This is a genomic window from Kitasatospora sp. NPDC090308, from assembly GCF_044769485.1.
GTDB classification, from domain to species: Bacteria; Actinomycetota; Actinomycetes; order Streptomycetales; family Streptomycetaceae; genus Kitasatospora; species Kitasatospora fiedleri.
In genome coordinates, this window is the sequence record NZ_JBIVXY010000001.1 from 71,682 (window position 1) to 96,594 (window position 24,913).

A 24,913-nucleotide genomic window follows, 5' to 3' on the forward strand; every position below is an offset into this window, starting at 1 on the left:
AATGGATTTCGGGTACGACGCCAGGACGACCGAGCTGCTCGGTGAACTCGGCTCCTTCATGGACGAGTTCGTCTACCCCGCCGAACCGGTGCTGGCCGGGCAGCTCGACGACCCGGAGCGCGAGCCGTGGTCGATCCCGCCGGTGATCGGCGAGTTGCGGGCCGCCGCGAAGTCCCGCGGCCTGTGGAACCTGTTCCTGCCCGGGGAACTGGGCGCCGGGCTGACCAACCTCCAGTACGCGCCGCTGGCCGAACTCACCGGCCGCTCCATCCTGCTGGCCCCGCCCGCGCTCAACTGCGCGGCCCCCGACACCGGCAACATGGAGCTGCTCGCCCAGTTCGGCTCCCCCGAGCAGCGCGAACGCTGGCTGCGACCGCTGCTCGACGGCACCACCCGCTCCGCCTTCGCGATGACCGAACCGGACGTGGCCTCCTCGGACGCCACCAACATCACCACCCGGATCGAGCGCGACGGCGACGAGTACGTCGTCAACGGCCGCAAGTGGTACATCACCGGGGCGATGAACCCGGACTGCGGGATCTTCATCGTGATGGGCAAGACCGACCCCGCCGCCGAGACCCACCGCCAGCAGTCGATGGTCCTCGTCCCGCGCGACACCCCGGGCGTGCGGGTGCTGCGCGGCATGCGGGTGTTCGGCTACGAGGACGCCGACCACGGCGGCCACGCCGAGATCCTGTTCGAGGACGTCCGCGTCCCCGCCGCGAACCTGATCGGCGAGGAGGGCGGCGGCTTCGCCATCGCCCAGGCCCGGCTCGGCCCCGGCCGCATCCACCACTGCATGCGCGCCCTCGGGATCGCCGAACGCGCCCTCGAACTCACCTGCCGTCGGGTCGACTCCCGGGTCGCCTTCGGCCGTCCGCTCGCCGACCAGGGCGTCGTCCAGGACTGGATCGCCGAGGCCCGGGTCCGCATCGAGCAGGCCCGGCTGCTGGTCCTGAAGACCGCCTGGCTGATGGACACCGTCGGCAACCGCGGCGCCCACACCGAGATCCAGGCGATCAAGATCGCCGTCCCGTCCACCGTCGAGTGGATCCTCGACAAGGCCGTCCAGGCCCACGGCGCGGCCGGCGTCAGCCAGGACACCCCGCTCGCCCAGCTCTGGTCCGGCAACCGCACCCTGCGCCTGGCCGACGGCCCGGACGAGGTCCACAAGCGCTCGCTCGCCCGCCGCGAGCTGAGGAAGTACCGCTGAGGACGAGGGAGTCGGAGACCCGCTGACGGGCCCCCGCTCAGGGGCCCGTCAGGGGATGATCGCGAGGCGGCCCGTGGTGGTGCCGGAGGCGACGTCGTGGACGGCGGTGGCGGCGGCGTCCAGCGGGAGGCGGGCGGAGACCAGCGGGCGGGGGGCCAGCGCGGTGAGCGCGGCGTGGCAGTCCCGGACGGCGGCGGGGTCCTCGGTGACGTAGCGGCCCCAGTGCAGGCCGAGCAGCGAGTAGTTCTTGACCAGGGCGTGGCCGAGGGCCGGGGCGGGGATCTCGCCGGAGGCGAAGCCGACCAGCACGATCCGGCCCTCGAAGGCGACGCACCGGGTGGAGCCGGTGAAGGCGGGGCCGCCGACCGGGTCGAAGACCACGTCCGCGCCGCGCCCGCCGGTGGCGTCCTTGACGGCGGCGACGAAGTCCCCGGCGCGGCGGTCGACGACCAGGTCGGCGCCCAACTCCCTGGCCACCGCGGCCTTCTCCGGCCCGCCGACCACGGCGACGACGAACGCCCCGGCGGCCTTGCCGAGTTGGACGGCGGCGCTGCCGACGCCACCCGCCGCGGCGTGCACCAGCAGGGTCTCGCCGGGGGCCAGGCGGGCGCGGCGGTGCAGGGCGAACCAGGCGGTCTGGTAGGCGATGTGGAAGCCGGCGGCCTCGGCGTCGTCCAGGTGGCCGGGGGCGGGCAGCGCGGTGGCGGCGTTCATCAGGGCCTGCTCGGCGAACGCCCCGGCGGGCAACTCGGCGGTGCCGATCAGGCGTTCGCCGGTGCGCGGGCCCTCGGCGACCTCGCCGCAGAGTTCCACGCCGGGGGTGAACGGCAGCGGCGGGCGGACCTGGTAGAGGCCGGCGGCCATCAGCGCGTCGGGGAAGTTGACGGCCGCGGCCCGGACCCTGACCAGGAGCTGTCCGGGGCCGGGGACGGGCGGGTCGGCGTCCTCGACCAGCTTCATCACGTCGCGGGGCGCGCCGAGTTCGGTGATCTGCCAGGCTCGCATCAGTTCTCCTGGAGTGTCTCGATCTGCTGCTGGAGCCGGTTCATGCCGTGCAGCCAGCGGTCGGGGGTGGTGGCGCGGGCCGCGTAGTGGTCGGCGGTCTCCGGGTGCGGCAGGATCAGGAACTCCCCGGCCGCCATGCCGCGCAGGGCCGCCGCGGCGGCCTCGGCGGGTTCGATCGCGGTGGGTTCGAGCAGCACCTGCCCGTGGGTGCCGGTGCCGTCCAGCATCCGGGTGCGCACCCCCTGCGGGCAGAGCGCGTGCACCCGGACGCCGCGGTGCCGGTAGGTCGCGGACAGCCACTCGGCGTAGGCCAGCGCGCCGTGCTTGGTGACGGCGTACGGGGCGGAGCCGAGCATGGTGAGCAGTCCGGCGGCGGAGACGGTGGCCAGGAAGCGGCCGGTGCCGCGCTCCAGCCAGTCGGGCAGCAGCAGGCGGCTGGCCCGGACGTGGCCGAGCACGTTGACCTGCCAGGCCGTCTCCCAGGCGTCGGGGGTGGCGTCGGGGCCGCCGGTGGTGGCGACGCCCGCGTTGGCGCAGTACAGGTCGACGGCGCCGAGGTGGGCGCGGGCGGCGTCGATCAGGGCGGCGACGCCGTCCTCGCCGGCCGCGTCGCCGGGGACGGCGTGCCCGCCGGTCTCGGCGGCGACGGCGCGGGCGGCGTCGGCGTCGAGGTCGTTGACCACCACCCGGGCGCCGGCGGCGGCCAGCGCCCGGGCGAGGGCCGCGCCGATGCCGTGCCCGGCGCCGGTGACGACCGCGCCGACGCCCTCGAACTCCGCGCCGGGGCCGGGGCCGGTCGCGTCGGGGCCGGTCGCGTCGGCACCGGTCGCGTCGGTGCCGGTCACAGCCCGCCGCCGAGGGTGACGCCGCCGTCGACGACCAGGGTCTGGCCGGTGATCCAGCCGGCGTCCTCGGAGAGCAGGAAGCAGACGGCGCCGGCCACGTCCTCGGGCAGGCCGAGGCGGCCGAGCGGGTAGGCGCGGGCGACCTTCTCCTCCCGGCCCTCGTAGAGCGCCTCGGCGAACTTGGTCTTGACCACGGCGGGGGCGACGGCGTTGATCCGGACGCCGGGGCCGAGTTCGGAGGCGAGTTCCATGGTGAGGCGGATCAGCGCGGCCTTGGAGACGCCGTACATGCCGATGCCGTTGGAGGCGCGGAGGCCGGCGATGGAGGCGACGTTGACGACCGCGCCGCCGTGCTCGGCCATCCAGGCGGCGTGGGCGCGGCGGGTCCAGGCCAGCGGGGCGAGCACGTTGACGGCGAGGATCTTGGCCGCGGCGGCGGGGTCGGTGTCCAGGACCGGGCCGTAGACGGGGTTGATGCCGGTGTTGTTGACCAGCAGGTCGAGGCGGCCGTAGGTGTCCAGGACGGTGGCGACGGTCTCCTCCTGGTGCGCGGCGTCGTCGGACTTCCCGGCGACGGCGATCGCGTGCGCGGGCCCGCCGAGGGCCTGGACGGCCTCGTCCAGGGTCTCCTCGGTGCGGGCGGTGAGGCAGACCTTCGCCCCGCGCCGGACCAGTTCCCGCGCGACGCCGAACCCGATGCCCCGGCTCGCGCCGGTGACCACGGCCACCTTGCCCTCGAACGACACTGTCATCGCCGTACCTCTCGGATCTGCGGGCGCTCCGGGCCCCCGCGTTGACTAAGCGCTTGCTTAGCATCTTGGCGGCGGGCGACACTGTCAACAGCCCGACCCGCCGACCCGCGCCCGACCGTCTGGGAGGATGACCCCCATGACCGACCCAGCGACCGCCGCGCTCTGGCCCGGGGAGCGCACCGAGGCCGCCCGGCGGCTGCTGCTGGCCGCCGTGGACTCCTTCGCCCGCCGCGGCTACCACGCCACCACCACCCGGGACATCGCCACGGCCGCCGGGATGAGCCCGGCCGCGCTGTACATCCACTACCCGTCGAAGGCGGCGCTGCTCGCCGAGATCTCCCGCACCGGCCACCGGGCCACCCTGGAGCTGGTGGAGCGGGCCGAGGCCGCCGGGTCCGACCCGGTGGAGCGGATGCGGGCGCTGGCGGAGTCCTTCACGGTCTGGCACGCCCGCGGCCACACCGTCGGCCGGATCGTCAACCACGAGCTGCACGCGCTGCCCGAGGAGGACTTCGCGGCCGTCGCCGAGCTGCGCATCCGGATCGAGGAGGCGGTGCTGCGGATCATCGCGGACGGGGTGGCGCGGGGCCTGTTCCGCGTCCCGGACCAGCGCACGGCGGCCCGCGCGGTCACCTCGCTGGGCATCGACGTCTCGCGCTGGTACACCGAGCGCAGCAGCGAGTCCCCCGAGGAGCTGGGGCGGCGGTACGGGCAGCTGGTGCTGCGGATGCTGGGCGCGCCGGCCGACCGGATCGGCGACTGACCGCGCGCCACTGGACCTCCCGCCCTCCTGGTGATTAGGTTAGCCTTACCTAATCGCCAAGGAGGCTCCCCGTGCTGCCCCAGCCCGACCGCCGCCCGTCCGCCCACGAACGCGCCCGCACCCTGCTGGAGTTCGCCTCCTCCGCCGTGCTGGACGTCCGCGGCGCCGACCTCACCGCCCGTCCCGGCCTGCCCCCGCAGGTCGCCTGCGCGCTGCGGCCGGACGGATCGGTGGCCGTGCTGGTCGGCCGCGAGTCGGCCCTGCACCGGATCACCGCCCTGGCCCGCGGCCCGCTCACCGCCGAACTCGACTGCGTGGACGTGGCCCCCGTCGCCGTCCCGCACCGCATCCGCGGCCGCCTCCAGGTCCAGGGCCTGCTCTCCCGCTCCCCCGGCGAGGACCCGGCCGCGCTGTTCCCCCGCCACGGGCACCGCGGCGAGGCCGGCGTGCTGCTCCGGCTGGAGCCCGACCACCTGGCGCTGGACGACCTGTGGGGCTCCGAGTGCTGCCTCGACCCGGACGGGCTGGCCGCCGCCGAGCCCGACCCGGTGGCCGCCGAGGAAGCCTGCCTGCTCCAGCACCTGGCCACCGCCCACACCGACCAGCTGCGCGAACTCGGCGCCCGCGCCCTGGACCGCCCCGACGGCCCGCCGGCCGGCTGGCACCCCGCCGACCGGCTGCGCGAGGTCCGCCCCGTCGCCCTGGACCGGCGCGGCCTGCGGGTGCGCCTGCTCGGCTCCGGCAGCGCCCTGGACGCCCGCTTCGAGTTCCACCGCCCCGTCGCCCACCCGGAGGAGCTGCCGGAGGCGATGCACCGCCTGTTCGCCCCGGTCCTGCACGGCGGCCGGGGCGACTGACCGCGGGGGCCCGGACAGGGCCTAGCCGGGGCCGAGGACCGAGAAGTGCCCGCCCTCGGCGTCCGCCAGCCGGGCCACCCGGCCGTACGGGGAGTCGGCCGGGCCGTCCAGCACCCGGCCGCCGAGGTCGACGGCCCGGCGGGCGGCGGCGTCGGTGTCGGCGACCGAGAAGAACACCTCCCAGTGCGGCGAGAGGTCCCGCGCGGCGCGCAGCGCGGCGACGCTGCGGCCCTCGGAGCGCAGCACCACCCGCTCGTGCTCGTAGCGGACCTCGAAGTGCGCCGGGTCGCGGTCGTCCCAGCGGAACACCTCGCCGTAGAACAGCGCGGCGGCGAACGGGTCGGCGGTGCGCAGCTCGATCCAGGCGGGGGCGCCGGGCCGGGCGGCCCAGGGGGCGTCGCCGGGCCGGAGGTCGACGGGTTCGCCCTCCCAGATGCCGAAGGTCGCGCCGAACGGGTCGGCGGCCAGCGCGACCCGGCCCGCGTCGAAGGCGAGCGGGCCGACCGCGAGGGTGCCGCCGCGCTCGCGGACGCCGTCGGCGGCCCGGTCGGCGCTCTCGATGCCGAAGTAGGTGGTCCAGGCGACCGGGCGCTCCCAGTCGGTGCCGAGCTCGCTCAGCCCGGCGACCTCGACGCCGTCGGCCAGCGCGCGCAGGTAGCTGCCCCAGCGGTCCGGCCCGGGGGTGAACTCCCAGCCCAGCAGCGGCCCGTAGAAGTCCCGCGCGGCCGGCAGGTCCCGGACCGTCAGGCCGACCCAGCACGGCACCGCGGGCACGCAGCGCACCGTGGCCGTTCGCTCCACCATCCCGCGGGCTCCCTTCGCCGCTCCGCCGGCCGGACGGCCGGACCCGCCCAGCCTAGGCCGACGGCCCCGCCGGATCGTGGTCCGCCTCGCGGGCGAATCCCGGCCGCCGCACCGGACCGACCGGCGCGGGTCCCCCGGTCGGACGCGTGCCGGTGCCAAGGTCGGGCAGGACGGGGGCACGGGAACACCACTGCGGGAAGGACGTGGGCATGGACACCGGGATCGTGATCGTCGGGGCGAGCCTGGCCGGGGCGAAGGCCGCCGAGGCGCTGCGCGCGGAGGGCTACCAGGGGCCGGTCACCCTGGTCGGCGACGAGTCCGAGCGGCCGTACGAGCGGCCGCCGCTGTCCAAGGGGTACCTGCTCGGCAAGGAGGAGAAGGAGAAGGTCTACGTCCACCCCGCCGACTGGTACGAGCGGCACGGGGTGATGCTGCGGCTGGGCACCGCGGCCACCGGGGTCGACCCGGCCGGGCACACCGTCACGCTGGAGGGCGGCGAGCGGCTGCCGTTCTCCAAGCTGCTGCTGGCCACCGGTTCGGCCCCGCGCACGCTGCCGGTGCCGGGCGGCGACGGGGACTTCGTGCGGACGCTGCGCCGGATCGGCGACAGCGAGGGCCTGAGGGCCGTGTTCCGCCCCGGGGCGCGGGTGGTGGTGGTCGGCGCGGGCTGGATCGGCCTGGAGGCCGCCGCCGCGGCCCGCACCGCCGGGGCCGAGGTCACCGTGCTGGAGGCCGCCGAACTGCCGCTGCTGCGGGTGCTGGGCCGGGAGGCCGCGCAGGTCTTCGCCGACCTGCACCGGGCGCACGGCGTCGACCTGCGGCTGGGCGTCGAGGTCGCGGAGCTGCGCGCGGACGGCGTCCGGCTCGGCGACGGCGGCACCGTCCCGGCGGACGTGCTGCTGGTCGGCGTCGGCATCAGCCCGAACACGGCGCTGGCCGAGAACGCCGGGCTGACCGTCGACGACGGCGTGCGCACCGACCAGCACCTGGCCACCTCGCACCCCGACGTGTTCGCGGCGGGCGACGTGGCCAACGCCTTCCACCCGCTGTTCGGCAGGCCGATCCGGGTCGAGCACTGGGCGAACGCGCTCAACCAGCCCGCGGTGGCCGCCGCCTCGATGCTCGGCAAGTCCGCGGTGTACGACCGCGTCCCGTACTTCTTCACCGACCAGTACGACCTGGGCATGGAGTACACCGGCCACGCGGAGCCCGGCGGCTACGACCGGGTGGTGTTCCGGGGGGACGTGGCAGGGCGGGAGTTCATCGCGTTCTGGCTCTCCGGCGGGAAGGTGCTGGCGGGCATGAACGTCAACGTCTGGGACGTCACCGACCCGATCCGCGAACTGGTCCGCTCCGGGCGGCCGGTGGACCCGGAGCGGCTGGCCGACCCGGCGGTGCCGCTGGCCGAACTCTGACCCGGCCGGGCCGCGTCACGGGCGGTTCGCGGCCCGCCCCGCGTCACCCCGTGTCGTCGCACGCCGCCTCAGGTCACCTCGCGCCACATCAGCGGGGCCATCGGGTCGGCGGTCGGCCGGCTGACCTCCTCGTGCGCCTTGGTGAGCAGCTGCATGGCGAGGTCGTTGAGCGCGCGGGCCCCGGCGACCTCCTCGCCGACCCGCAGTTGCGGGCTGTCGTCGTGGTGCCGGGTGGAGAAGCCGTGCCCGCGCAGCTCGGTGCCGTCGGAGAGGCGGACCAGCGCGGCCGCCTTGGTGCGGTCGCCGTCCTCCTGGAACTCCATCTCGATGTGCCATCCGACCAGGGTCCTCATCATGGCCGCCACCTCCCGGGTGGGTACGGGGTGTTCGAACCGGTCCGGTCCTTCCAGGGTGCGCCGGGCGGACCGGACCGGCCAGGGGAGCCCGTCACGGCAGGGGTTCCGCGGGGGCCGGGCCGTCCGGCGCCTCGGGCGCGCACTCCTCGCGGCCGGTGTCGGTGTGCACCACGCGCACCGGGTGGCCGGGGTCGTCGGGGTGGATGATCTGCTGCGGTCGGCCGCAGCGCGGGCAGAGCAGGGGAATCCGGTTCATCGCCACTGTCCACGCGCCCCGCGGCGGGCAGCTCCCCGGGCCCGCGTGGCCTCCTCACCTCCAGTGTGCCGCCGCACCGCCCCCGACCCTCAAGTCCGGGGCGCCCGGTGTCGATAACCGTGACGGGGGTGCGGCTCGGGCGCCAGCGCCGCACCCCCTCCCCTCCTCTCCGGGCCCCTCCCCGACGCCCGGAATAGTTCCGCAGGCAGCGGAGTTGTGCGGGGCGACGGACCCGATCGGCGGGGCCAGGACGGCGAGAGGCAGGTGGCGACGATGAGCACGGTGGAATTGACCAAGGACAACTTCGACGAGGTGGTCCAGGGCGAGGACGGCAAGGCGTTCGTCCTGATCGATTTCTGGGCGGCCTGGTGCGGCCCGTGCCGCCAGTTCGCACCGGTCTTCGAGCGGGCGTCGGACAAGCACGCGGACCTCACCTTCGCGAAGGTCGACACCGAGGCCCAGCAGGAGCTCGCCGCGGCGTTCGACATCCGGTCGATTCCGACCCTGGCGATCATCCGCGAGGGCGTCCTCGTCTTCGCCCAGCCCGGCGCGCTCCCCGAAGCCGCCCTGGAGGACCTGATCGGCCAGGCCCGGAAGCTCGACATGACCGAGGTCCACGCCGGCGTCGCGGCCCAGAAGGCCGACCAGAACTGACCGTCCCCGCAGGGAAGTTCCCGCACCACCGAAGACCCGAACAGGGGCCCCCGGAGCACCGCGCCTCCGGGGGCCCCTCTCGTCCGCCCGCCCTCGGTCCCGCCGAGGTCGGACGGATCAGTTCTCCTGGTAGGGCTCGCGCAGCGGCCGAGGCCGGCGCGCCCCGCTTGTGATCTCCTCGGGCAGGTCGGTGCCCGCGGTGTAGTAGCGCCCCTGGGCCTCGCCCTTCGCGGTGAGCCAGCCGGCCCGGACGAGTTCGCGGATGTCGCGCTGGGCCTGCTGCTCACTCAGGTCGGCGTCCGCCTGGTAGGTGGCTCGGCGGACCCGGTTGCCCATGGCCGCCGGGTAGAGGGCGTAGAGCATGCGGTCGGGCCAGCCGCGCCGCTCGATGACGTCGTCCAGGGCGGTCCACACTTCACGGGTGGTCTCCACCTGTCGTTCGACGGCTTGGGCCTGTTGGTGGTGGGCCCTCAGGCAGAAGCGGATCCAGGCCAGGGTGTCGCGTTCCGGGGTCCACACCGGTCCGCCGACCTCGGCGAGGACGTCGTAGTAGCGGTAGGTGTTGCGGGCCCGGCCCAGCCACTCCTCGATGCTGGAGAACTCCGGCGCCACCACGCCTTCCCGGGCCAGCACCAGGGTGTGCAGCGCACGGGACATCCGGCCGTTGCCGTCCGCCCAGGGGTGGATCGCGACCAGGTTGAGGTGGGCCATCGAGGCCCGGACCAGCCCCGGCTCGTCCAGGTCCCCCTCGTTGAGCCAGGCGGCCAACTCCGCCGTGAGCGCGGGGACCGAGTCGGCGTCGGGCGCGGTGTAGGCGGCGATGGTGGGGTCCTCCGCCGAGGTGACGTAGACCGGGCCGGTGCGCCACCAGCCCGGGCGCTTGAGCAGGTGGTGGCCCTGCATCATGAAGTGCAGGGCGTTGAGCAGTTCCTTGCTGAAGGAGAAGTCGTCCCCGGCTTCGGCCAGTCGCTGGATGTAGGTCATCGCCTGCCGGTAGCCCTCGATCTCGGCGGCGACGGTGTCGTTCGCCTCGATCGGAGCCTCTCCGACCATGATGTCCTCGACGTCCGAGACGCTCGCCGCGTAGCCCTCGATCGTGTTCGACCCGGCGATCGCCCGGGCGGTGAGGTTGCGCCGCAGTTGGCCCTCCCAGCGGCGCGAGGTGCGCAGGTGCAGTCGCAGCCGCCCGCGCATGTCGTCGATCTCGGCGAGGACGGCTTCGTCGATGTCATGCAGCACGGGCGTCTTGTAGAGCATGAAGAGATGACACCATGACGGTGTAACGGCGTCAACAAAGCATCGGCGGCCCGGGTCGATCGAGGATGACCGCCCGACTCGGGACCAGGGGCCAGGGCTCAGGAGTCGGCGGCGCGCAGGCGGTCGCCGACGGTGTGGAGGATGTCGGCCAGGGCGGCGAGCTGGTCGGGGGTGAGGACGTCGATGAGCGCTTCGCGGACGGCGGCGACGTGGCCCGGGGCGGCGGCCCGCAGGGCGGTCCAGCCCTGGTCGGTGATTTCGGCGAAGACGCCGCGGACGTCGCTGGGACAGGAGCGGCGGCCGACCAGTCCGGCTTTCTCCAGTTGGGTGACCTGGTAGGTGAGGCCGCTCTTGGAGGTGACCAGGCGGTCGGCCAGGTCGGTCATCCGGAGCGAGCCGCCGGGGGCGGCGGAGAGCTGCACCAGGATCTCGTACTGGGTGTGGGAGAGCCCCGCGTCCTCCTTGAGCTGGCGCTCCAGTCGGCGGGCGACCAGGTTGGTGGCGGCGACGAACCCGCGCCAGGCGGCCATCTCGGTCTCGTTGAGCCAGCGGGGATCGTCCATGCCCCGCAGTCTACTCCGGTTGTTCAAATTCGAACTCGGGTGTACCTTCGGGAGCGCAAGGTTCAAATTTGAACTACCCGGTTCGGGACCACCCGGTTCCGCACCACACCGCCGACAGCGAACGGCAGCGCGGCCCCGGCAGCAGGAGGACGGACCCATGAGCACCCCCACCACCGAGCGCATGCCCGCGCTCTACCTCTCGCACGGCGCGCCCCCGCTCGCCGACGACCCGGTCTGGCCCGGCGAACTCGCCGCCTGGTCCGCCGACCTGCCCCGCCCCAAGGCGATCCTGATGGTCTCGGCGCACTGGGAGGAGGCCCCGCTGGCGATCGGCGCGGTGCGCACCCTCCCGCTGGTGTACGACTTCTGGGGCTTCCCCGAGCACTACTACCAGGTCCGGTACGCCGCCCCCGGCGCGCCCGAGCTCGCCGAGTCCGTCCGCAAGCTGCTGCGCGCCCCCGGCACCCCCGTGCAGGACGTGCCGGACCGCGGGCTGGACCACGGCGCGTACGTCCCGCTGGTCGAGATGTACCCCGACGCGGACGTCCCCGTCCTCCAGGTCTCGCTGCCCACCCTGGACCCGCGGCGGCTGATGGAGATCGGCCGCAAGCTCGCCCCGCTGCGCGACGAGGGCGTGCTGATCGTCGGCTCCGGCTTCTTCACCCACAACCTGCGCGCCCTCTCCCCCGACGGCCGGATCACCTCCGTGATGGCCGAGTTCGACGACTGGGGCCGCCGCGCCCTGGACGCCCGCGACCTCGACGCACTGCTCGACTTCGAGCACAAGGCCCCCGCCGGACGGCTCGCCCACCCCCGCACCGAGCACTTCGCCCCGCTCTTCGTCACCCTCGGCGCCGGCGAGGCCGACCTCGGCGAGCAGCGCAGCGTCATCGACGGCTTCTGGATGGGCCTGGCCAAACGGTCGATCCAGCTCGGCTGACCGGGCCCCGCCCTCCCCCGCCACGGCTGGTCCTTACGCGTCCTTTCCGTCCCGTTCGGCAGAATGCACCCGGGACGGCGGTCGGAGACCGGTGGACCGCGGACGGACCGGCGACCGGTCGGCCGCGGCCGGACCGGCGACCGCCGGACCGCGGAACGGGAGGACGGACGGGATGGCGGGAGCGGGATGCCCGGGCCGGGCCAGGTACTGCCTGGCCGCGATGGCCGCCGGCTGGGCCGGCAGCTGGCCGGCCCTGCACGCCGAGGGGAACGTGCAGGAGCTGCTGCGGCACTGCCTGAGCGGCCCCGGCGTCCCCTCGTACGCCATGCTGCTGGCCTGGGGCGGGCTGCTGCTCAACCTGGCCGCCGTGGTCTGGGCCGTCCGGCTGGCCCACCGGACGCTGCGGGAGACCAGTCGGCCGATCAGCGCCGGGCGCGGCCTGCTGTTCGTGGCGCTGCCCTCGGCGCTGCTGATCGGGGCGTTCCAGTGCGCCGTTCTCCAGGACGCCGGCGCGCACCGCGGGCCGCAGCGCAGCCTCTGCGTGGGCGCGCCGGCCGGTGGCGCGCCGGCCGGTGGCGGGTGGGCGGGACCGGCGTGGGCCCGGACGGTGGTCAGTAGCCGCAGGTGAAGCGCTCGCCGCGGTGGGCGGGGCGTTCGAGCTCGTCGACCAGGGCGACCGCGAGGTCCGGCAGCGAGACGGTGGAGAGGCCGTCCGGGGCCGTGACCAGCGCGTCGGTGCCGGAGCGGTAGCGGCCGGTGCGCTCGCCCGGGAGCAGGCTCTGCGGCGGGCTGAGCACCGTCCAGTCCAGGTCGCGGACGGTGCGCAGGTAGTCCAGCGCCCGGCCGTGGGCGCGCATCAGCTCGAACTGGCGCGGCGGCACGGACGGGTCGTCCCACAGCGGGGCGCCGGACCCGGTGGTGAGGCTGCCCGCGCTGCCGACCACCAGCAGGCGCGGGGCCGCGTCCGCGAGCTGCCGCAGCCCCGCGACCAGCGCGTGCGCGGCCGGTTCCACCAGCCGCCCCCGGCCCGGACCGTCCCCGCCGCCGACCGCGCTCACCACCGCCTCCTGCCCCTGCGCGACCCGCGCGACGTCCGCCGGGTCCAGCACGTCCCCGCGCTCCACCCTGATCGCCAGCCCCTGGTACTCCTCCGGCCGCCGCACCACCGCGGTCACCCGGTGGCCCCGGGCCAGCGCCTCGGTCACCACGCACCGACCGATCCCGCCGTTCGCCCCGATGACCGCGATCTGCATGCCCGACCAGCCTCGCTCTCCGCACCGCGAATCCGACGTTTCATCAGACCATGTGAGCGGGCGGAGGCCCGGGAGGCCGCCACGGGGCGAGGGGAAGGCGGAGGACCGCTGCGCGGGGCCCGAGGGCGACGGGATGGGAAGCGACGACGCGGGAGGCCGCCGCGAAGCCAGGGACGCGAGCGCCGCTGCGCGGGGCCGGGGGCGAGGAGCAGAGGCACGGGAGGCCGCCATGGGGCGAGGGGAGGGCGGAGGACCGCTGCGCGGGGCCCGGGGCCACGGGACGGGAAGCGAAGACGCGGGAAGCCGCCACGAGCCAGGGACGCGAGCGCCGCTGCGCGGGGCCGGGGGCGAGGAGCGGAGGCACGGGAGGCTGCCACCGGGCGGGGTCTCGGTGGGTCTGGGCGGGACTCGGTGGGGTGGTGGCGGGGTGGGGTTCGGGGGTAGGGGTGGGGGGTCGGGTTGTCGGGCGGGAAGGGGTGGGGCCGGTGGACCGGCTGGTGGCGGATCTGATCGCGGAGGGGGCGGAACTGGAGGCGCTGGTGGGCGGGTCGGGGCCCACCGAGTTCGCGGCGGGGACTCCGGCGGCGGGGTGGACGGTGGCGCACCAGGTGGCGCACCTGGCCTGGACGGACCGGTGGACGTTGCTGGCGGTGCGGGACCCGGCGGGGTTCGCGGCGGCGCTGGGGCGGGAGTTCGCGGACGGGGCGGCGGCGGTGGACCGGGGGGCCGCCGAGGGGGTCGGGGAGGACCCGGCGGCACTGCTGGAGCGCTGGCGGGCGGGGCGGGCGGAGGTGGCGGCGGCGCTGGCGGAGGTGCCGCCGGACGTGCGGGTGCCGTGGTTCGGGCCGCCGATGAAGGCGCGGTCGATGCTGACGGCGCGGCTGATGGAGACCTGGGCGCACGGGCAGGACGTCGCGGACGCGCTCGGGGTGGAGCGCGTCCCGACCGACCGGCTGCGGCACGTCGCGCACCTGGGGGTCCGGACCGTCGGCTTCGCGTTCGCCGCGCACGGGCGGCCCGCGCCGGACGTCCCGTTCCGGTTCGAACTGCGCTCCCCCGGCGGCGAGTCGTGGTGCTGGGGCGCGGCGGACGCGGCCGACCGGGTGAGCGGCCCGGCGCTGGACTTCTGCCTGCTGGTCACCCAGCGCCGCCACCGCGACGACCTGGCACTGACCGCGGAGGGCGAGGCCGCCCGGGCCTGGCTGCCGATCGCCCAGGCGTTCGCCGGGCCGCCCGGCGAGGGGCGTCCGCCCCGGCGGGGGTGAGCGGGTCAGCGAGGGTGAGCGGGTCAGCGGGGGGGGTGAGCGGTCAGCGGCGCGGGAAGCAGGGCTCCTGACCGGGCATCGAGACGTACGAGCCGGTCTCCTCACCGCCGCCGACCTGGAGGAAGACCACCTCGTTCGGGCCGTCGAGGCCGTAGCCGAGCGCGGTGACGCGCCGGCACAGGGCCAGGGTCTGCGCGCGGGTGGTGCCGGGCTCGACGTCGATCATGACGGCGTTCCCCTCCCCGGGGACGTCGTCCGAACCGGAGGGCTGGCGCAGGTAGGAGCCGTCGGCGACGTGCGGCAGGCAGCGGATCTCCTCCGGCAGCGACGTCGACCAGCCGCCGAGCCAGCTCCGGGTGGGGCTGGGCGCCGCCCCGCACGCGGCCCCGGGGGGCTCGGCGGCAGCGACGGCGGTCGTGGCGGCGGCAGCGGCAGTCGTGGCGGCAAACGTGGTGGCCGTGGCGGCGGTGGTGGCGGTGGTGCCGGTGCAGCCCGCGAGGGCGAGCAGGGCGGTCGCACCGAGGGCGAGCGCGGCGACGCGGCGGCTGGGCATGCTTCTCCTCTGGTCCATCCGCACCCTACCGACCGGGGCAACCGCTTTTCCGCCGTCGCCCACCACCGCCCACCACCGCCCGCCACCGGCCGCTACTCGGTGGCGAGTTCCGCGCGGGCCTGGTTCACCCAGCGGCGGACGCCGCGGGCGGCGGGGGCGTCGGTCAGGTCGGCGGCTTCCCGGAGGTGGGCGGCGGCGTCGTCCGGGCGGCCCTGCCGGGCGGCGAGGTGGGCCAGGCCGACGAGGTTCGCGGCGACGCCGGGGAGGAAGCCCAACTCGCGGCGCAGGCGGGTGGATTCCTCCAGGTGGGTGCGGGCCTCGTCGAGCCGGCCGGACAGGTGGGCGGCGATGCCGAGGTGGCGGCGGGCGTAGGAGACGGTCAGCCGGTCCCCGGCGGCGGTGGCGAGGGCGAGGGCGTGTTCGAAGGCGGGCAGGGCGGTGGCGGTGTCGTCCCGGACGACCTGGTGGAAGGCGCCGATCCAGAACCGGGCCTCGCCCTCGCCGCGGGTGTCGCCGAGGGCCCGGTACAGCCCGGCCGCGCGTTCGAACAGCTCCAGCTCCCGCTCGTCCGCGACCCGCTGTTCCAGGAAGCGGGCGTGGGCCACCCGGCCGCGGGCCAGCGCGAGGTCGGCCTCGACCGCGTCGAGGTCCCGGTCGGCCGCTGACAGGACGTCAGTCCTTCCACCGAACACGGCCTGTTCGTAGCGGAGTTGGGCTTTCTCGATCCGCGCGTCCATGGTCATGGGCCGATCGTAGCAACGATGTTCGAACGGCGGCCGTACGGTGCGGCGGCCCGGACGGTTGAGATGTTTTGACCTAGATTGCCCGGTTATGGGAGACAGTGACGGGATCAGTCGGCGGACGGTGCTCAGGACGGCCGCCGTCGCCGGTCTCACGGCGGTGGCGGGCGGCGGGGCACGAGCGGCGGCAGCGGGCACGGCGCCGGCGGGGGGCTTCCCGCAGCCCGTGACGGCGCACCGGCGGCCGACGCCGGGGCGGGTGCCGTCGGTGCTGGAGCAGGTGCTGGACGTCCGGTTCGCCGGGATCGACGTGCCGGGCCACGGGCGGATCACCACCCGCGCCTACAACGGGGCGTTCCCGGGCCCGACGCTGCGGGTGCGGGCCGGGGACACCCTGCTGCTCACCCACGTCAACGGGCTGCCGCCGAACCCGGCCGCGCCCGGCACCGGGGACGCCCGCGCCCACGGCGCACGGATGCCGCACCGCCCCAACAGCTTCAACCTGCACACCCACGGGATGCACGTCTCCCCGTCCGGGCACGCCGACAACGTGCTGCGGGAGTTCGCGCCGCGCGCCGCCGAGGGCGACCCGGAGCCGCGCTACACCAGCGCCGTGCACGTCCCGGCCGACCACCCCGCCGGGACGTACTGGTACCACCCGCACCTGCACGGCTCCACCGCCGAACAGCTCGCGGGGGGCCTGGCGGGGGTGATCGTGGTGGAGGGCGACGTCGACGAGGTGCCGGAGATCCGGGCCGCCGCGGACCTGGTGGTCTGCGTCAACGAGCTGAAGCTGCGCGACGGGCGGGTGCCCGCGTTCACCTCGAACACCTGGCTGTCCGGGGTGCCGTCGGTGTTCACCGTCAACGGCGCGGTCGGCCCGGTGCTGGCGCTGCGGCCGGGCGAGGTGCAGCGGTGGCGGCTGGTCGGGGCCACCGCGTTCACCGCGCTCACCCTGCAACTCGTCGGCGAACACGGCACGTTGACCATGCACCGGATCGCCCAGGACGGGGTGACACTGCCCGCGCCGGTGGCCGCGCGGACGGTGGAGCTGGCGATGGGCAACCGGGTCGACGTCCTGGTCCGGGGCGGGGCGCCCGGGCGGTACGAGCTGCGCGCGGAGCGGGTGAACCGGCCGCTGCTGACCGTCGAGGTCGCGGGCGAGCCGGTCGACCCGCCGATGGGCCTGCCGACCGCGCTGCCGCCGGGCCGCCCGTTCCTCGACGAACGGGAGGTCACCGGCCCCGGCCGGGAGGTGGTCTTCCACGCCGACCCCGGCGTCCTCCCGCAGCCGTTCCCGGACGCCTTCCGCGTCCTGGGCAGCCACCCGACCCCGCCCGCGCACCCCGGCGGCGACCTGCGCCGCGACCCGGCGTACGGCCTGTACGACCCCGGCTACGTCAACCACGTACTGCCGCTGGGCCGCACCGAACGCTGGACCGTCCGCACCGGCGAGACCTCCCCCGGCTTCAACCACCCCTTCCACCTGCACACCAACCCGTTCCTGGTGACCCACCGCAACGGCGTCCGCCTCGACCCGCCGGTCTGGCACGACACCGTCGGCCTGGCCGGCGGGCACCCCGGCGACGAGGTGACCTTCCTGGTCCGCTACGAGGACTTCACCGGCCGCGCCCTCGCCCACTGCCACCAACTGCACCACGAGGACCTCGGCATGATGCAGGCCGTGTCGTACGTCGCCCCGTGAACCACCCCGCCGAACCACCCCGCCGAACCACCCCGCGAGGGCCGCGCCCGCCTCAAACCCGCCCCGGCGGCGGGGACGCGGGCCGCACCCGCCGCACCTCGCTCCACACGGTCTCCCGCGCGACGCCGCCGTTGCGCGCCGGGGACGAGTACCGGTGCCCCCAACGGTCGCCCAGCGCGAGGGCCTCCAGCACCCCGTACTCGTCCGGCGCGGGGCCGTTCAGGCGCAGTTCGACCCGGTAGCAGCTCCCGGTCCCGGTCAACCGCGCCTCCCCGCCACCGGCCCGGGCCAACCGCTCGGCGATCTCCCACGCCCGGCCCCGGGCGTCCTCGTCCTCCTCCGGGACGTCGTCCCCCGCCGACGGCTCGCCGGTGTACCGCACGTGCTTCCTCCGATGTCTCGTTCCGCGTGTCCGGCAAGGGCGTTCAGGCCGCGTCCGGCGCCCCGTCGGTGGCCGCGACGGCGCAGCGCGGGCACCCGCAGGGCGGCCAGATCAGCGCCGAGACCAGGGGTAGGCAGAACGTCTCGTCGCACGTGCGGTACGAGACCTGCACCCGGGTGCCGTCGTCCCGCACCCGGTAGACCCGGATCGTCAACCTTGATGAGGAGCAAGGGAGTTCGCGGGACTGGTCATCCGCCGCCGGCTCGTCCGGCTGGGACTGAGTGATCGTCATGATTGTTGCTCCATGGTGCAATTGCCCTCGGCGAGGGTCACTTTCCGCACTCCAAGCGTCACTGTTCGGCGCTAGGCTGAGAAGGCTGGACACGTCCGCACGCGGAATGCGGAGATTGGGGAGCCATGGCAGCCCAGGAGAGGACGCTCCACCCGGAGCGCTCCGTACGTGACTTGTTCGGATTCCACCTCCGCCGGATGCGCAAGGAGCGGGGGCTCTCGCTCGCCGACCTGGCCGCGGAACTCATGCACGCCAAGACGGTCCTCGCCGACGTGGAAACGGCCGTTCGTCCGATTCCGCGAGAGCTTCCGAAGGAACTCGACGAATTCTTCGGCGTCGGGGGGATTTTCGGACACCTGTACAAGCTCTCCTATTTGGAGGCTTTCCCGGACTGGTCGCGCCGGTTCATGGAACTCGAACCGCTCGCCTCCCAGGTGTGGAAGTACGCCGCCAACCTGTTTCCCGGCCTGTGGCAGACCGAGGAGTACGGTCTGGCCGCACTACGGCTGGGGCTGCCGCGCGCCGACTCCGAGGAGATCGAGCGCGTCTGGTCCACCCGAGCGGCGCGGCAGTCCCTTCTGTGCGGTGACAACCCGCCTTTCATCTGGGTCGTACTGGACGAGAGCGTCATCCGGCGGCAGGTCGGCGGCCCGGCGGTCATGGCGCGGCAGATCGAACATGTGCTGAAGCTGGCGGACGGCCCGCACGCCACCGTGCAGGTGCTCCCGTTCTCGGCCGGGGCGCACGGAGTGGGAAGTTCGATCACGTTGCTCGACTTCCTCGACGCGCCGCGCGTCGTGTACGCGGAGGGCTACGGCACGGGTCAACTCCTGGATTCCACAGCCGAGGTGCAGGACACCGCTCTGGCCTACACTCGTCTCCAGGCGGCAGCCCTGTCACCGGAGGAGTCGAAGCCGTGGCTCCGATGCACAATGGAGGAACTCCTAACATGAGCACTGCGTCCCGCCTGTCCCTCACCGAGTGGCGGAAGTCCAGCTACTCCGACGCGCAGGGCCAGGGCGACTGCATCGAGATCGCGGAGGCGTACGCCGCCTCCCACGGCGTGATCGCCATCCGCGACAGCAAGAACCCGACCGGCGAAACCCTCCTGGTGTCCGTCGACGCCTGGCACGCCTTCACCGCCGCCGTCAGCGCGGGCGAGCTCGGCTCGATCTGACAGCACCCCGCCCCACCGAGCCCCCTCCCGCAGGGGGCTTTCGGCCCTCCTGGAGGAATGCGTCCGATGTGATCAGTGATCAAAAGCGATCATTGAGCGGGAGACCGGGACTCCGATCTCGTTGCTGTGCCAGATTCCGGCGGCCAGCGCGAGGACGCGCTGGGCGGCCCGGTCCGCGACGCCCTCGAAGGTCCGTCTGCCGTGTTGTTCCAGATCGAGCTGTCCTTTGAGGGTGTCGTTGATCGACTCGATCAGTTGGCGGACCTTCTTGGGCACCGGTTCGCCGTAGCGCTTCTGCTCACGCTTGCGCGAGGGTCGCAGTAACTCGATGCCGAACTCGGCGAGCTCCCGCTCGAACGTCTTCGAGGCGAAAGCCCTTGTCCGTGATGAGCAGGATGCCTTCCCGTCGGGCGACCGACTCGGCATCGACCTCGAGCATCGCGGCCACGACTTCCCGCTCACCGATCTTCGGGTCGGCCGGCGCCCACATGATCGGCATGCCCGTCGGCGTGCGGAGCAGGTACAGGCTCAGACCCCGGAAGAACCGGGAGTGGGAGGCGCAGTAGCCGTAATCGGCCCGCCAGGTTCGAACGTTGCACGGTCGGGCGCGACATGCCGCGGGCCACTGGGGTGGAGTCGGTGATCCACACGGTGTCCGTCCAGAAGTCGCTGTCCTTTGACGAGGATCGGTACAAGAAGCGCAACACCGTGGAGCGGGCCATCAACAAGGTGAAGAACCATCGTGCGGTGGCCATCCGTTACGACAAGCGCGGCAACGTCCTCCTCGGCACCGTCATCGCGGCGGCCGTCGTCGTCCGGTTGCGCTCATGATTCGACGTCCCTGGTAGTGGTCGTCGTAGCCGAGTCGGTGCCGAGCGGCCAGCGGTAGCCGGCATCATGCAGCCCGGTCAGAGCCGCATGGTCGTTGGACACCAGCACTTGGGCCAGTCGAGCTGCCGCCGCGACCACAGCAGGCCAGCCAGGGGAATCCAGATAGACCTCATCGCGGGCATCAGCGCCGACCGAGTCCTGCACTGCGCTGTACGCAGCGCCGAGACGGGACATCAGCTCGACCTCCTGCTCGGTACGAAGGGACCGCCCCAACCACGGCAGCGGATTGTTCGCATCGCAGAAGTCGTCGAAAAGCACGTGCACCGTGTGGTCGAGATCCTCGAACTGCTCCGGATCCGGCCACACCTCTCGCTGCCATGTCGGACTGGCCAACGCCACAACCGCAGGCACGATGTGAAGGCGGTAGTAGGGCAGAGCAATGCCGTGATCGATCACCAGCCGAGACTACTCACCCAGTGATCGGCCGGACAGCTCCTGGCCGGGTGGTGTCACCGTCACAGCTGCTCGAACTGGAGGAACGGATGAAGCAGTCCCGGGGCTGGGAGATCGCGAACAGGACGCAGTCGGTCACCGACCGGGCGGTCAGCGGGCCGGCGGCGGTGCGGGCGGCGGTGCTCCAGGACGGGGCGAGCGGATCGGCGTCGGTGAAGTCTGGCGGGTAGAGCGCGATCAGCGGTCTTCCGCGCTGTCTCCGCGCTCCGTGCGGACAGCAGCGCGCGGGCTCCCAGCCGTCCGGCGCACAGGGCGAGTGCGCGGCCGGTGCCGCGGCCCGCGCCGGTGACGACCAGGACGGTCGGTCAGTTCCATCGGTGGCCCTCTCTCGGTGGCGCGTTCCCGGCGGGGGAAAATACCGGTGCGGGCGGAGGGAGCCGGGATGCTGGGCTGGGGTGCTGAGGTGGCGGTGGCGTGCGGGTGCGGGGCGCGGGCGTGGCGGGAGGTGGGGCAGTCCGTTCGGGGTGGGCGGCTGTGCTGGGACGCCGAGTTGCGGTGTGCGGGGTGCGGGGGCGGCGGCTGCCTGGGTTTCGGGGAGGGGGACGCGCCGGGCTGGGTCCGTGGGCCGCTGTTGGAGCGGTACGGGCCGGTGCTGGTGCGGTTGGTCGATCCGGGGGCGGGTCGGGGCGCGGCGCTGCGGGTGGTGCGTGCGGCCTGGCCGGTGACGTTGTCGCAGGCCGTCGAGGTGCTGGGGCGGCTGGCCGGGGACGGGTTGGCCGGGACGCCCGCGGAGGCGGCCTGGCTGTGCGGGCGGTTGGCGGGGCAGGGGGTGGCGGCCGAGGCCGTGCCCGGCCCGGCGGGGGCGGACGGTGGCGGGCCGTGGGGGCCGCCCGGGTGAGGGTCGTGGGGGGTCAGTCCTGGTGGGGTTCGGTGGAGCGCTGCCGGTGGGCGGCGCGGGTGAACTCGCCGGTGCCGACGCGGGCGGCGAGGGTGTCGTCGGGGCCGGAGAGCAGGGAGCCGTAGCCGGTGGCGGCCCAGAGGCTGCGGTCGGCGGGGACCTCGAAGTAGGGGACGGTGCGGCCCTGGTCGCGGACGGCGAGCACCTGCGGGGAGCGGCGGGTCTTGAGGGCCTGGCCGCAGTCCGCGCAGACGGCGACGTCGACGCGTTCGCGGCGGCCGAGCGGGCGCCAGGTGGTGCGGCGGGCGGCGGTGCCGTGCCGGGGGTCGAAGAAGCACAGCGGCAGCCGGGGTTCGGGGGCGAGCGCGGCGCGGCCCTCGGCGGCCAGGGCGAGCACGCCGGCCAGGTCGGGGATGCCGTCGGCGCCGTCCAGGACCCGGCCGGCCGCGTCGTAGGCGTCCAGGGCGCGGCCCAGGCCGGGGGTGGAGCCGTCGGCCTCGTCCAGGGCCGCGCCGAGGGCGAGCACCTCGTCGGCGGCCTGGCGGCGCAGCCCGGCCTCGTCGGCGGCCCGGTCGGCGGCGAACACCGCGTCGGGGAAGGTGAACGCGGTGTGCCGGGGCCGGCGGCGGCTGCGGGCGACCAGGGCGGCGCCGACCACCAGGGCGAGCACCAGCGCCGCGGCGAGCGCGAACGGGCCGGTGGCGGACGAGGAGGAGGACGCGCCGGGCGTGTCGTCGGTGTGCGGGCGGGCCGAGTACTCGCGGTCGACCCGGTCCGCCTCGGCCTTGTAGACCTCGGTGCCCTTGCCGGTGGCGACCAGGTCGATCACCCGGCCGACCTTGGCCGCCAGTCCGGCGTCCTTGAGTTCCTTGAGCAGGCCGACGGCGTTGGCCGAGTCCCGGACCTGGTGGGTGTCGGCGGGCCACTCGAAGCCGTTCAGCCAGCTGCCGTAGTCGTCGCTGGTGACCATGATCAGCGGCGACCGGCCGAGGCGTTCCTGCACCACGGCGGCCATCGCCTTGGCGCTGCCGTCGAAGGCGTCGCCCTTCTGGAGCGGCACCAGCACGACCTTGACGGGCAGTCCGGTCGCGGCGATCTGCTCGGTGAGCTGCTGCTGCTGGGCGGGGGTGACGGCGGCGGCGAAGGCCGGGTCGACGTACACCGGGGAGGTCTTCAGCGCCTCGGCGATGCTCGCGCCGGTCGCCGTGGTGGCGGGGGTGGCGTCGGCCCGGGCGGGGGCGCCGGTCCCGGTGCCGAGCAGGGCGGCGCAGGCCAGCAGCAGGGCGGCCAGCAGGCGGGAGGCCGGTAGGCGGGAGGCCGCCCGCCCGGTGGGCACGGTCGGCGGAGTCGGCGCGGTCACGGCGGTCGACGCGGTCGCGGCGGTCGACGGGGTGCGGCGGTCACTGGACACTGGCGGACTCCCTGGCCCTGAGGATGAGTGCGTCGAGGCCCTCGCGCGCGGACGGCAGGACCTGCCCGGCCAGGTCCCAGGCGGTGCGGGTGCGGTCGTCCGGGCCTGGCGGGCGCAGCAGCAGCCGGTCGGCCTCGGCGCGGCGGGCGGCCAGCTCGGCGGCGTCGCGGGTGGCGCCACCGCTGCGGAGGGCGTCCCGGCAGTCGGAGCAGAGCTGGGCGGAGCCGGGGCCCAGGTCGACGGCGGGGAACCAGGACGGGACCCGGCCGCCGTCGGCCGTGCCGTGCAGCGGGTTGAGCCGGCACAGCAGCGGGCCCCGGCGGCCGTGCAGGGCGTCGAACCCGGCCCGGGCGAGGGCGGTGGCGGCGGCCAGGTCGGACGGGTCGGCGGTGCGCAACCCGTCCGCGCCGACCAGGAGTTCGGCGGCGTCCAGGCAGTCCCAGGCGCGGGCCCGGCCGGGCGCGTCCTGGTCGACGGCGGCCAGCCGGACGGCGAGGGCGCGGACGTCCTCGTCGGCCCAGGCGCGCAGTTGGCGGGTGGACGGCTGGGCGGCGGTGCGCCGGGGACCGGGGGCGTGCTGCGGGGCGGCCGGGGCGGCGGCCAGGACGCGCCGGGAGCGGAGCACGGCCCGGGTGACGGCGATCGCGGCCCAGGCGAGCAGCAGCAGGACGCCGTACAGCAGGACGCCGAGCACGATGCCGCCGCCGAAGTCGTTGCCGAACAGCGGCGGCAGCTTGTTGCTGCGCAGTTCGGGCAGTTCGGAGCGGCCGTCGCCGGACGCCCGCTCGCCGGTGGGTCGGGCGGCGGCCACCGTGTCCAGGACGCTGTTCAGCCGGTCCGGGAGGCGCAGGTCGTCGGAGGCGGTGCTGCGGTCGGGGTAGCGCAGGTCGGCGCGGCGGAACCGGCTGGGGGCGTCCGTGCCGACGGGGCCGTACTCGGTGAGTTCGAAGTAGCCGCGGACCGGGTCGATCTGCACGTACACGCCGTCCCGGCCGGTGCGCTGGTGCACCTGGGCGAGCAGGACGGCGCCGTCGCCCTCGCTCTCGTCGTCGGAGTCGGAGGGGGTGAACAGCAGGTACACCGGGGTCTTGGCCGCGAGGTCGGCCACCCGCTGCCGGACGGCCGCGAGTTGGGCGGGCGTCAGCGCGGTCGGGGCGGAGGCGTCCTGGTAGACGCCGTCGGCGGTGAGCGCGGCGGCGGCCTCGGTGGTGCGGGCCTCCAGGTCGGCCCGGGTGACGGTGAGGTCGGGGTCGTCGATGGTCTGCGGGAAGACCGCGGGCGCGGCGAGCACCACGCCGAGCACGGCGGCCACCGTGGCCAGCAGGGTCGCCGCGAGGACGCCGCGGCGCAGCGGCTCGGCGGCGCGGGCGGAGGCGGCGCGGGCGGAGGCGGGCCGCTGCGCGGAGCCCTTGGCCGGACCCTTCGCGGGGCTCTTCGTCAGACCCTTGGCGGGGCCCTTCGCGGTGCCCTTGGCGGGCTTCTTGCCCAGGTCGACGGCCCCGGACCGCCGGCCCGGTGCGCCGGTCCGGAGGGGGCGGCGGCGGGAGAGGCGCAGGCCGAGGGCGAGCAGCAGGCCGGGGAGGACCACGACGGCCAGGCCGAGCAGCAGGTTCTGGTTCTGCCGGTCGGTGGCGGAGATGTACAACCGGGGGTAGTCGTCGTGGCGGCGTTCCGTCGCGCGCGCCTCGGCGGCGACCTGGTCCTCGTCCCGGACCACCCGGTCGGTGAAGGCGGTGAACCCGGCGAGCGGCCCGGCGTCGTACGGGGTGACGCGGTTGGCGATCCGGGCGGCGTCGGCGGCGGCGGGGAGGTCGACGCCGAACGCGGAGACGGTCAGGGCGCCGTACTCCTCCACCAGCACGTACAGGCCGTCGGCGCCCAGCCGGTCGTGCACCTGGGCGAGCAGGGTCCGGTCGGCGTTCGGCAGCACCAGGACGTAGGTGGGCACGCCGGTGCGCCGCGCGACGGCGGCGAACTGCGGGGCGAGCGAACGCGGCACCTGGCGCGGCAGGTCGGCGGAGATGTAGACCGGGTCCCTGCGCAGTTCGGCGGCCAGCCGCTCGGCCTGGGACGCCTCGGCGGGCAACTGCCCGGCGGCGGGGGCGGGCGCGGAGGCGGCAGCGGTGGCAGCGGCGGCAGCGGTGGGCGCGGCGCTCGGGTCGGCGGCGGTGGCCGGGGCGGCGGCGGTGCCGAGCAGGGCCAGCGCGGCGAGCACGGCCGCGGCGGCCACCGGGGCTCCCGGGACCACCGGTCGGGTCGGCCGTCTCCGGCCC

General features: G+C 75.0%; 32 protein-coding genes. 14 read left to right on the forward strand and 18 right to left on the reverse strand.

Features of this window, described 5'->3' with window-relative positions; translation table 11 throughout:
* The first annotated feature begins 1 nt into the window (after position 1).
* Positions 2–1,213 carry an acyl-CoA dehydrogenase family protein gene (locus ACIQVD_RS00280; RefSeq protein WP_402284960.1) on the forward strand — a complete coding sequence of 404 codons (1,212 nt, stop codon included), beginning with the start codon at positions 2–4 and terminating at the stop codon, positions 1,211–1,213.
* A 48-nt stretch (positions 1,214–1,261) separates the two neighbouring features.
* Here the strand turns inward: ACIQVD_RS00280 and ACIQVD_RS00285 are convergent, their stop codons facing one another.
* Genes ACIQVD_RS00285 through ACIQVD_RS00295 form a run of 3 tightly spaced genes read right to left on the reverse strand, consistent with a single transcriptional unit; the run spans position 1,262 to position 3,815 of the window.
* Positions 1,262–2,218, reverse strand: coding sequence for an NADPH:quinone oxidoreductase family protein (locus ACIQVD_RS00285; RefSeq protein WP_402284962.1), 957 nt, complete (start codon positions 2,216–2,218; stop codon positions 1,262–1,264).
* The gene (locus tag ACIQVD_RS00290) at positions 2,218–3,063 is read right to left on the reverse strand and encodes an SDR family oxidoreductase (protein ID WP_402284964.1); all 846 of its coding nucleotides are present in this window, start codon (positions 3,061–3,063) and stop codon (positions 2,218–2,220) included. The genes ACIQVD_RS00285 and ACIQVD_RS00290 overlap by 1 nt, the downstream gene beginning before the upstream one ends.
* On the reverse strand, positions 3,060–3,815 hold the full coding sequence (locus ACIQVD_RS00295) for an SDR family oxidoreductase (protein WP_402284966.1): 756 nt from the start codon (positions 3,813–3,815) through the stop codon (positions 3,060–3,062). The genes ACIQVD_RS00290 and ACIQVD_RS00295 overlap by 4 nt, the downstream gene beginning before the upstream one ends.
* Before the next feature lie 136 nt (positions 3,816–3,951).
* On the opposite strand from ACIQVD_RS00295, the gene ACIQVD_RS00300 reads away from it, so the two are divergent.
* Both ACIQVD_RS00300 and ACIQVD_RS00305 read left to right on the forward strand, forming a co-directional pair.
* Entirely contained in the window at positions 3,952–4,578 is a 627-nt protein-coding gene (locus ACIQVD_RS00300) for a TetR/AcrR family transcriptional regulator (protein WP_100835585.1), read from the forward strand.
* A 71-nt stretch (positions 4,579–4,649) separates the two neighbouring features.
* The gene (locus tag ACIQVD_RS00305; RefSeq protein ID WP_402284969.1) at positions 4,650–5,435 is read left to right on the forward strand and encodes a DUF2470 domain-containing protein; all 786 of its coding nucleotides are present in this window, start codon (positions 4,650–4,652) and stop codon (positions 5,433–5,435) included.
* 21 nt (positions 5,436–5,456) lie between these two features.
* On the opposite strand, the gene ACIQVD_RS00310 is transcribed toward ACIQVD_RS00305, so the two are convergent.
* Positions 5,457–6,239: a VOC family protein gene (locus tag ACIQVD_RS00310; protein ID WP_400688942.1), complete on the reverse strand. Its 783-nt coding sequence runs from the start codon at positions 6,237–6,239 to the stop codon at positions 5,457–5,459.
* 209 nt (positions 6,240–6,448) lie between these two features.
* On the opposite strand from ACIQVD_RS00310, the gene ACIQVD_RS00315 reads away from it, so the two are divergent.
* A complete protein-coding gene (locus tag ACIQVD_RS00315) occupies positions 6,449–7,654 on the forward strand; it encodes an NAD(P)/FAD-dependent oxidoreductase (protein ID WP_402284971.1) in 1,206 nt (401 codons plus the stop codon).
* A gap of 68 nt (positions 7,655–7,722) precedes the next feature.
* Here ACIQVD_RS00315 and ACIQVD_RS00320 read toward each other — a convergent pair whose 3' ends face one another.
* Positions 7,723–8,010: a DUF1876 domain-containing protein gene (locus ACIQVD_RS00320; RefSeq protein ID WP_199846948.1), complete on the reverse strand. Its 288-nt coding sequence runs from the start codon at positions 8,008–8,010 to the stop codon at positions 7,723–7,725.
* Between the two features lie 91 nt (positions 8,011–8,101).
* Positions 8,102–8,266 carry a hypothetical protein gene (locus tag ACIQVD_RS00325; RefSeq protein ID WP_159073028.1) on the reverse strand — a complete coding sequence of 55 codons (165 nt, stop codon included), beginning with the start codon at positions 8,264–8,266 and terminating at the stop codon, positions 8,102–8,104.
* 264 nt (positions 8,267–8,530) lie between these two features.
* Here ACIQVD_RS00325 and trxA point away from each other — a divergent pair, with 264 nt between their 5' ends.
* The gene (gene trxA / locus ACIQVD_RS00330; RefSeq protein ID WP_400688935.1) at positions 8,531–8,920 is read left to right on the forward strand and encodes a thioredoxin; all 390 of its coding nucleotides are present in this window, start codon (positions 8,531–8,533) and stop codon (positions 8,918–8,920) included.
* Between the two features lie 117 nt (positions 8,921–9,037).
* On the opposite strand, the gene ACIQVD_RS00335 is transcribed toward trxA, so the two are convergent.
* A complete protein-coding gene (locus tag ACIQVD_RS00335) occupies positions 9,038–10,177 on the reverse strand; it encodes a Fic family protein (protein ID WP_402284974.1) in 1,140 nt (379 codons plus the stop codon).
* A 98-nt stretch (positions 10,178–10,275) separates the two neighbouring features.
* Positions 10,276–10,740, reverse strand: coding sequence for a MarR family winged helix-turn-helix transcriptional regulator (locus tag ACIQVD_RS00340; RefSeq protein WP_402284976.1), 465 nt, complete (start codon positions 10,738–10,740; stop codon positions 10,276–10,278).
* Between the two features lie 157 nt (positions 10,741–10,897).
* Between ACIQVD_RS00340 and ACIQVD_RS00345 the strand changes: the two genes are divergently transcribed.
* Both ACIQVD_RS00345 and ACIQVD_RS00350 read left to right on the forward strand, forming a co-directional pair.
* Positions 10,898–11,680, forward strand: coding sequence for a dioxygenase (locus ACIQVD_RS00345; RefSeq protein WP_400688928.1), 783 nt, complete (start codon positions 10,898–10,900; stop codon positions 11,678–11,680).
* 172 nt (positions 11,681–11,852) lie between these two features.
* The gene (locus ACIQVD_RS00350) at positions 11,853–12,308 is read left to right on the forward strand and encodes a hypothetical protein (RefSeq protein WP_402284978.1); all 456 of its coding nucleotides are present in this window, start codon (positions 11,853–11,855) and stop codon (positions 12,306–12,308) included.
* On the opposite strand, the gene ACIQVD_RS00355 is transcribed toward ACIQVD_RS00350, so the two are convergent.
* Entirely contained in the window at positions 12,292–12,933 is a 642-nt protein-coding gene (locus tag ACIQVD_RS00355; RefSeq protein ID WP_402284980.1) for an NAD(P)-dependent oxidoreductase, read from the reverse strand. The genes ACIQVD_RS00350 and ACIQVD_RS00355 overlap by 17 nt on opposite strands.
* 494 nt (positions 12,934–13,427) lie before the next feature.
* Between ACIQVD_RS00355 and ACIQVD_RS00360 the strand changes: the two genes are divergently transcribed.
* The gene (locus tag ACIQVD_RS00360; RefSeq protein WP_402285817.1) at positions 13,428–14,198 is read left to right on the forward strand and encodes a TIGR03084 family metal-binding protein; all 771 of its coding nucleotides are present in this window, start codon (positions 13,428–13,430) and stop codon (positions 14,196–14,198) included.
* Positions 14,199–14,241: 43 nt separating this feature from the next.
* Here ACIQVD_RS00360 and ACIQVD_RS00365 read toward each other — a convergent pair whose 3' ends face one another.
* The gene (locus tag ACIQVD_RS00365) at positions 14,242–14,751 is read right to left on the reverse strand and encodes a hypothetical protein (RefSeq protein ID WP_402284982.1); all 510 of its coding nucleotides are present in this window, start codon (positions 14,749–14,751) and stop codon (positions 14,242–14,244) included.
* Positions 14,752–14,843: 92 nt separating this feature from the next.
* Positions 14,844–15,494: a tetratricopeptide repeat protein gene (locus tag ACIQVD_RS00370; protein WP_400688918.1), complete on the reverse strand. Its 651-nt coding sequence runs from the start codon at positions 15,492–15,494 to the stop codon at positions 14,844–14,846.
* A 265-nt stretch (positions 15,495–15,759) separates the two neighbouring features.
* Here ACIQVD_RS00370 and ACIQVD_RS00375 point away from each other — a divergent pair, with 265 nt between their 5' ends.
* On the forward strand, positions 15,760–17,196 hold the full coding sequence (locus ACIQVD_RS00375; protein WP_400688915.1) for a multicopper oxidase family protein: 1,437 nt from the start codon (positions 15,760–15,762) through the stop codon (positions 17,194–17,196).
* 52 nt (positions 17,197–17,248) lie between these two features.
* Here ACIQVD_RS00375 and ACIQVD_RS00380 read toward each other — a convergent pair whose 3' ends face one another.
* Both ACIQVD_RS00380 and ACIQVD_RS00385 read right to left on the reverse strand, forming a co-directional pair.
* Positions 17,249–17,578: a hypothetical protein gene (locus ACIQVD_RS00380; protein WP_402284985.1), complete on the reverse strand. Its 330-nt coding sequence runs from the start codon at positions 17,576–17,578 to the stop codon at positions 17,249–17,251.
* A 43-nt stretch (positions 17,579–17,621) separates the two neighbouring features.
* The gene (locus ACIQVD_RS00385; protein WP_400688909.1) at positions 17,622–17,870 is read right to left on the reverse strand and encodes a hypothetical protein; all 249 of its coding nucleotides are present in this window, start codon (positions 17,868–17,870) and stop codon (positions 17,622–17,624) included.
* 125 nt (positions 17,871–17,995) lie between these two features.
* Between ACIQVD_RS00385 and ACIQVD_RS00390 the strand changes: the two genes are divergently transcribed.
* Together ACIQVD_RS00390 and ACIQVD_RS00395 are read left to right on the forward strand one after the other, a co-directional pair.
* Positions 17,996–18,823 carry a helix-turn-helix transcriptional regulator gene (locus tag ACIQVD_RS00390; protein WP_402284987.1) on the forward strand — a complete coding sequence of 276 codons (828 nt, stop codon included), beginning with the start codon at positions 17,996–17,998 and terminating at the stop codon, positions 18,821–18,823.
* Positions 18,820–19,047: a DUF397 domain-containing protein gene (locus ACIQVD_RS00395; protein ID WP_400688904.1), complete on the forward strand. Its 228-nt coding sequence runs from the start codon at positions 18,820–18,822 to the stop codon at positions 19,045–19,047. Before ACIQVD_RS00390 ends, ACIQVD_RS00395 begins: the two co-directional genes overlap by 4 nt.
* A 72-nt stretch (positions 19,048–19,119) precedes the next feature.
* Here the strand turns inward: ACIQVD_RS00395 and ACIQVD_RS00400 are convergent, their stop codons facing one another.
* On the reverse strand, positions 19,120–19,323 hold the full coding sequence (locus tag ACIQVD_RS00400; RefSeq protein WP_400688901.1) for a hypothetical protein: 204 nt from the start codon (positions 19,321–19,323) through the stop codon (positions 19,120–19,122).
* A gap of 22 nt (positions 19,324–19,345) precedes the next feature.
* Positions 19,346–19,546 (reverse strand): hypothetical protein, encoded by a 201-nt coding sequence (locus ACIQVD_RS00405; protein WP_402284990.1) that lies wholly within the window; start codon positions 19,544–19,546, stop codon positions 19,346–19,348.
* A gap of 140 nt (positions 19,547–19,686) precedes the next feature.
* On the opposite strand from ACIQVD_RS00405, the gene ACIQVD_RS00410 reads away from it, so the two are divergent.
* Complete coding sequence (locus ACIQVD_RS00410) at positions 19,687–19,878, forward strand: hypothetical protein (protein WP_402284991.1); 192 nt, start codon at positions 19,687–19,689, stop codon at positions 19,876–19,878.
* Here ACIQVD_RS00410 and ACIQVD_RS00415 read toward each other — a convergent pair.
* On the reverse strand, positions 19,873–20,334 hold the full coding sequence (locus ACIQVD_RS00415; protein ID WP_402284993.1) for a hypothetical protein: 462 nt from the start codon (positions 20,332–20,334) through the stop codon (positions 19,873–19,875). The genes ACIQVD_RS00410 and ACIQVD_RS00415 overlap by 6 nt on opposite strands.
* An 86-nt stretch (positions 20,335–20,420) precedes the next feature.
* Between ACIQVD_RS00415 and ACIQVD_RS00420 the strand changes: the two genes are divergently transcribed.
* Positions 20,421–20,561, forward strand: coding sequence for a hypothetical protein (locus ACIQVD_RS00420; RefSeq protein ID WP_400688892.1), 141 nt, complete (start codon positions 20,421–20,423; stop codon positions 20,559–20,561).
* Positions 20,562–20,962: 401 nt separating this feature from the next.
* Complete coding sequence (locus tag ACIQVD_RS00425) at positions 20,963–21,229, forward strand: hypothetical protein (protein WP_400688889.1); 267 nt, start codon at positions 20,963–20,965, stop codon at positions 21,227–21,229.
* A 13-nt stretch (positions 21,230–21,242) separates the two neighbouring features.
* Here ACIQVD_RS00425 and ACIQVD_RS00430 read toward each other — a convergent pair whose 3' ends face one another.
* Entirely contained in the window at positions 21,243–22,640 is a 1,398-nt protein-coding gene (locus ACIQVD_RS00430; RefSeq protein WP_402284995.1) for a hypothetical protein, read from the reverse strand.
* Positions 22,630–24,870, reverse strand: a complete 2,241-nt coding sequence (locus ACIQVD_RS00435) for a hypothetical protein (RefSeq protein ID WP_402284997.1) — start codon at positions 24,868–24,870, stop codon at positions 22,630–22,632. The genes ACIQVD_RS00430 and ACIQVD_RS00435 overlap by 11 nt, the downstream gene beginning before the upstream one ends.
* Positions 24,871–24,913: the final 43 nt, after the last annotated feature.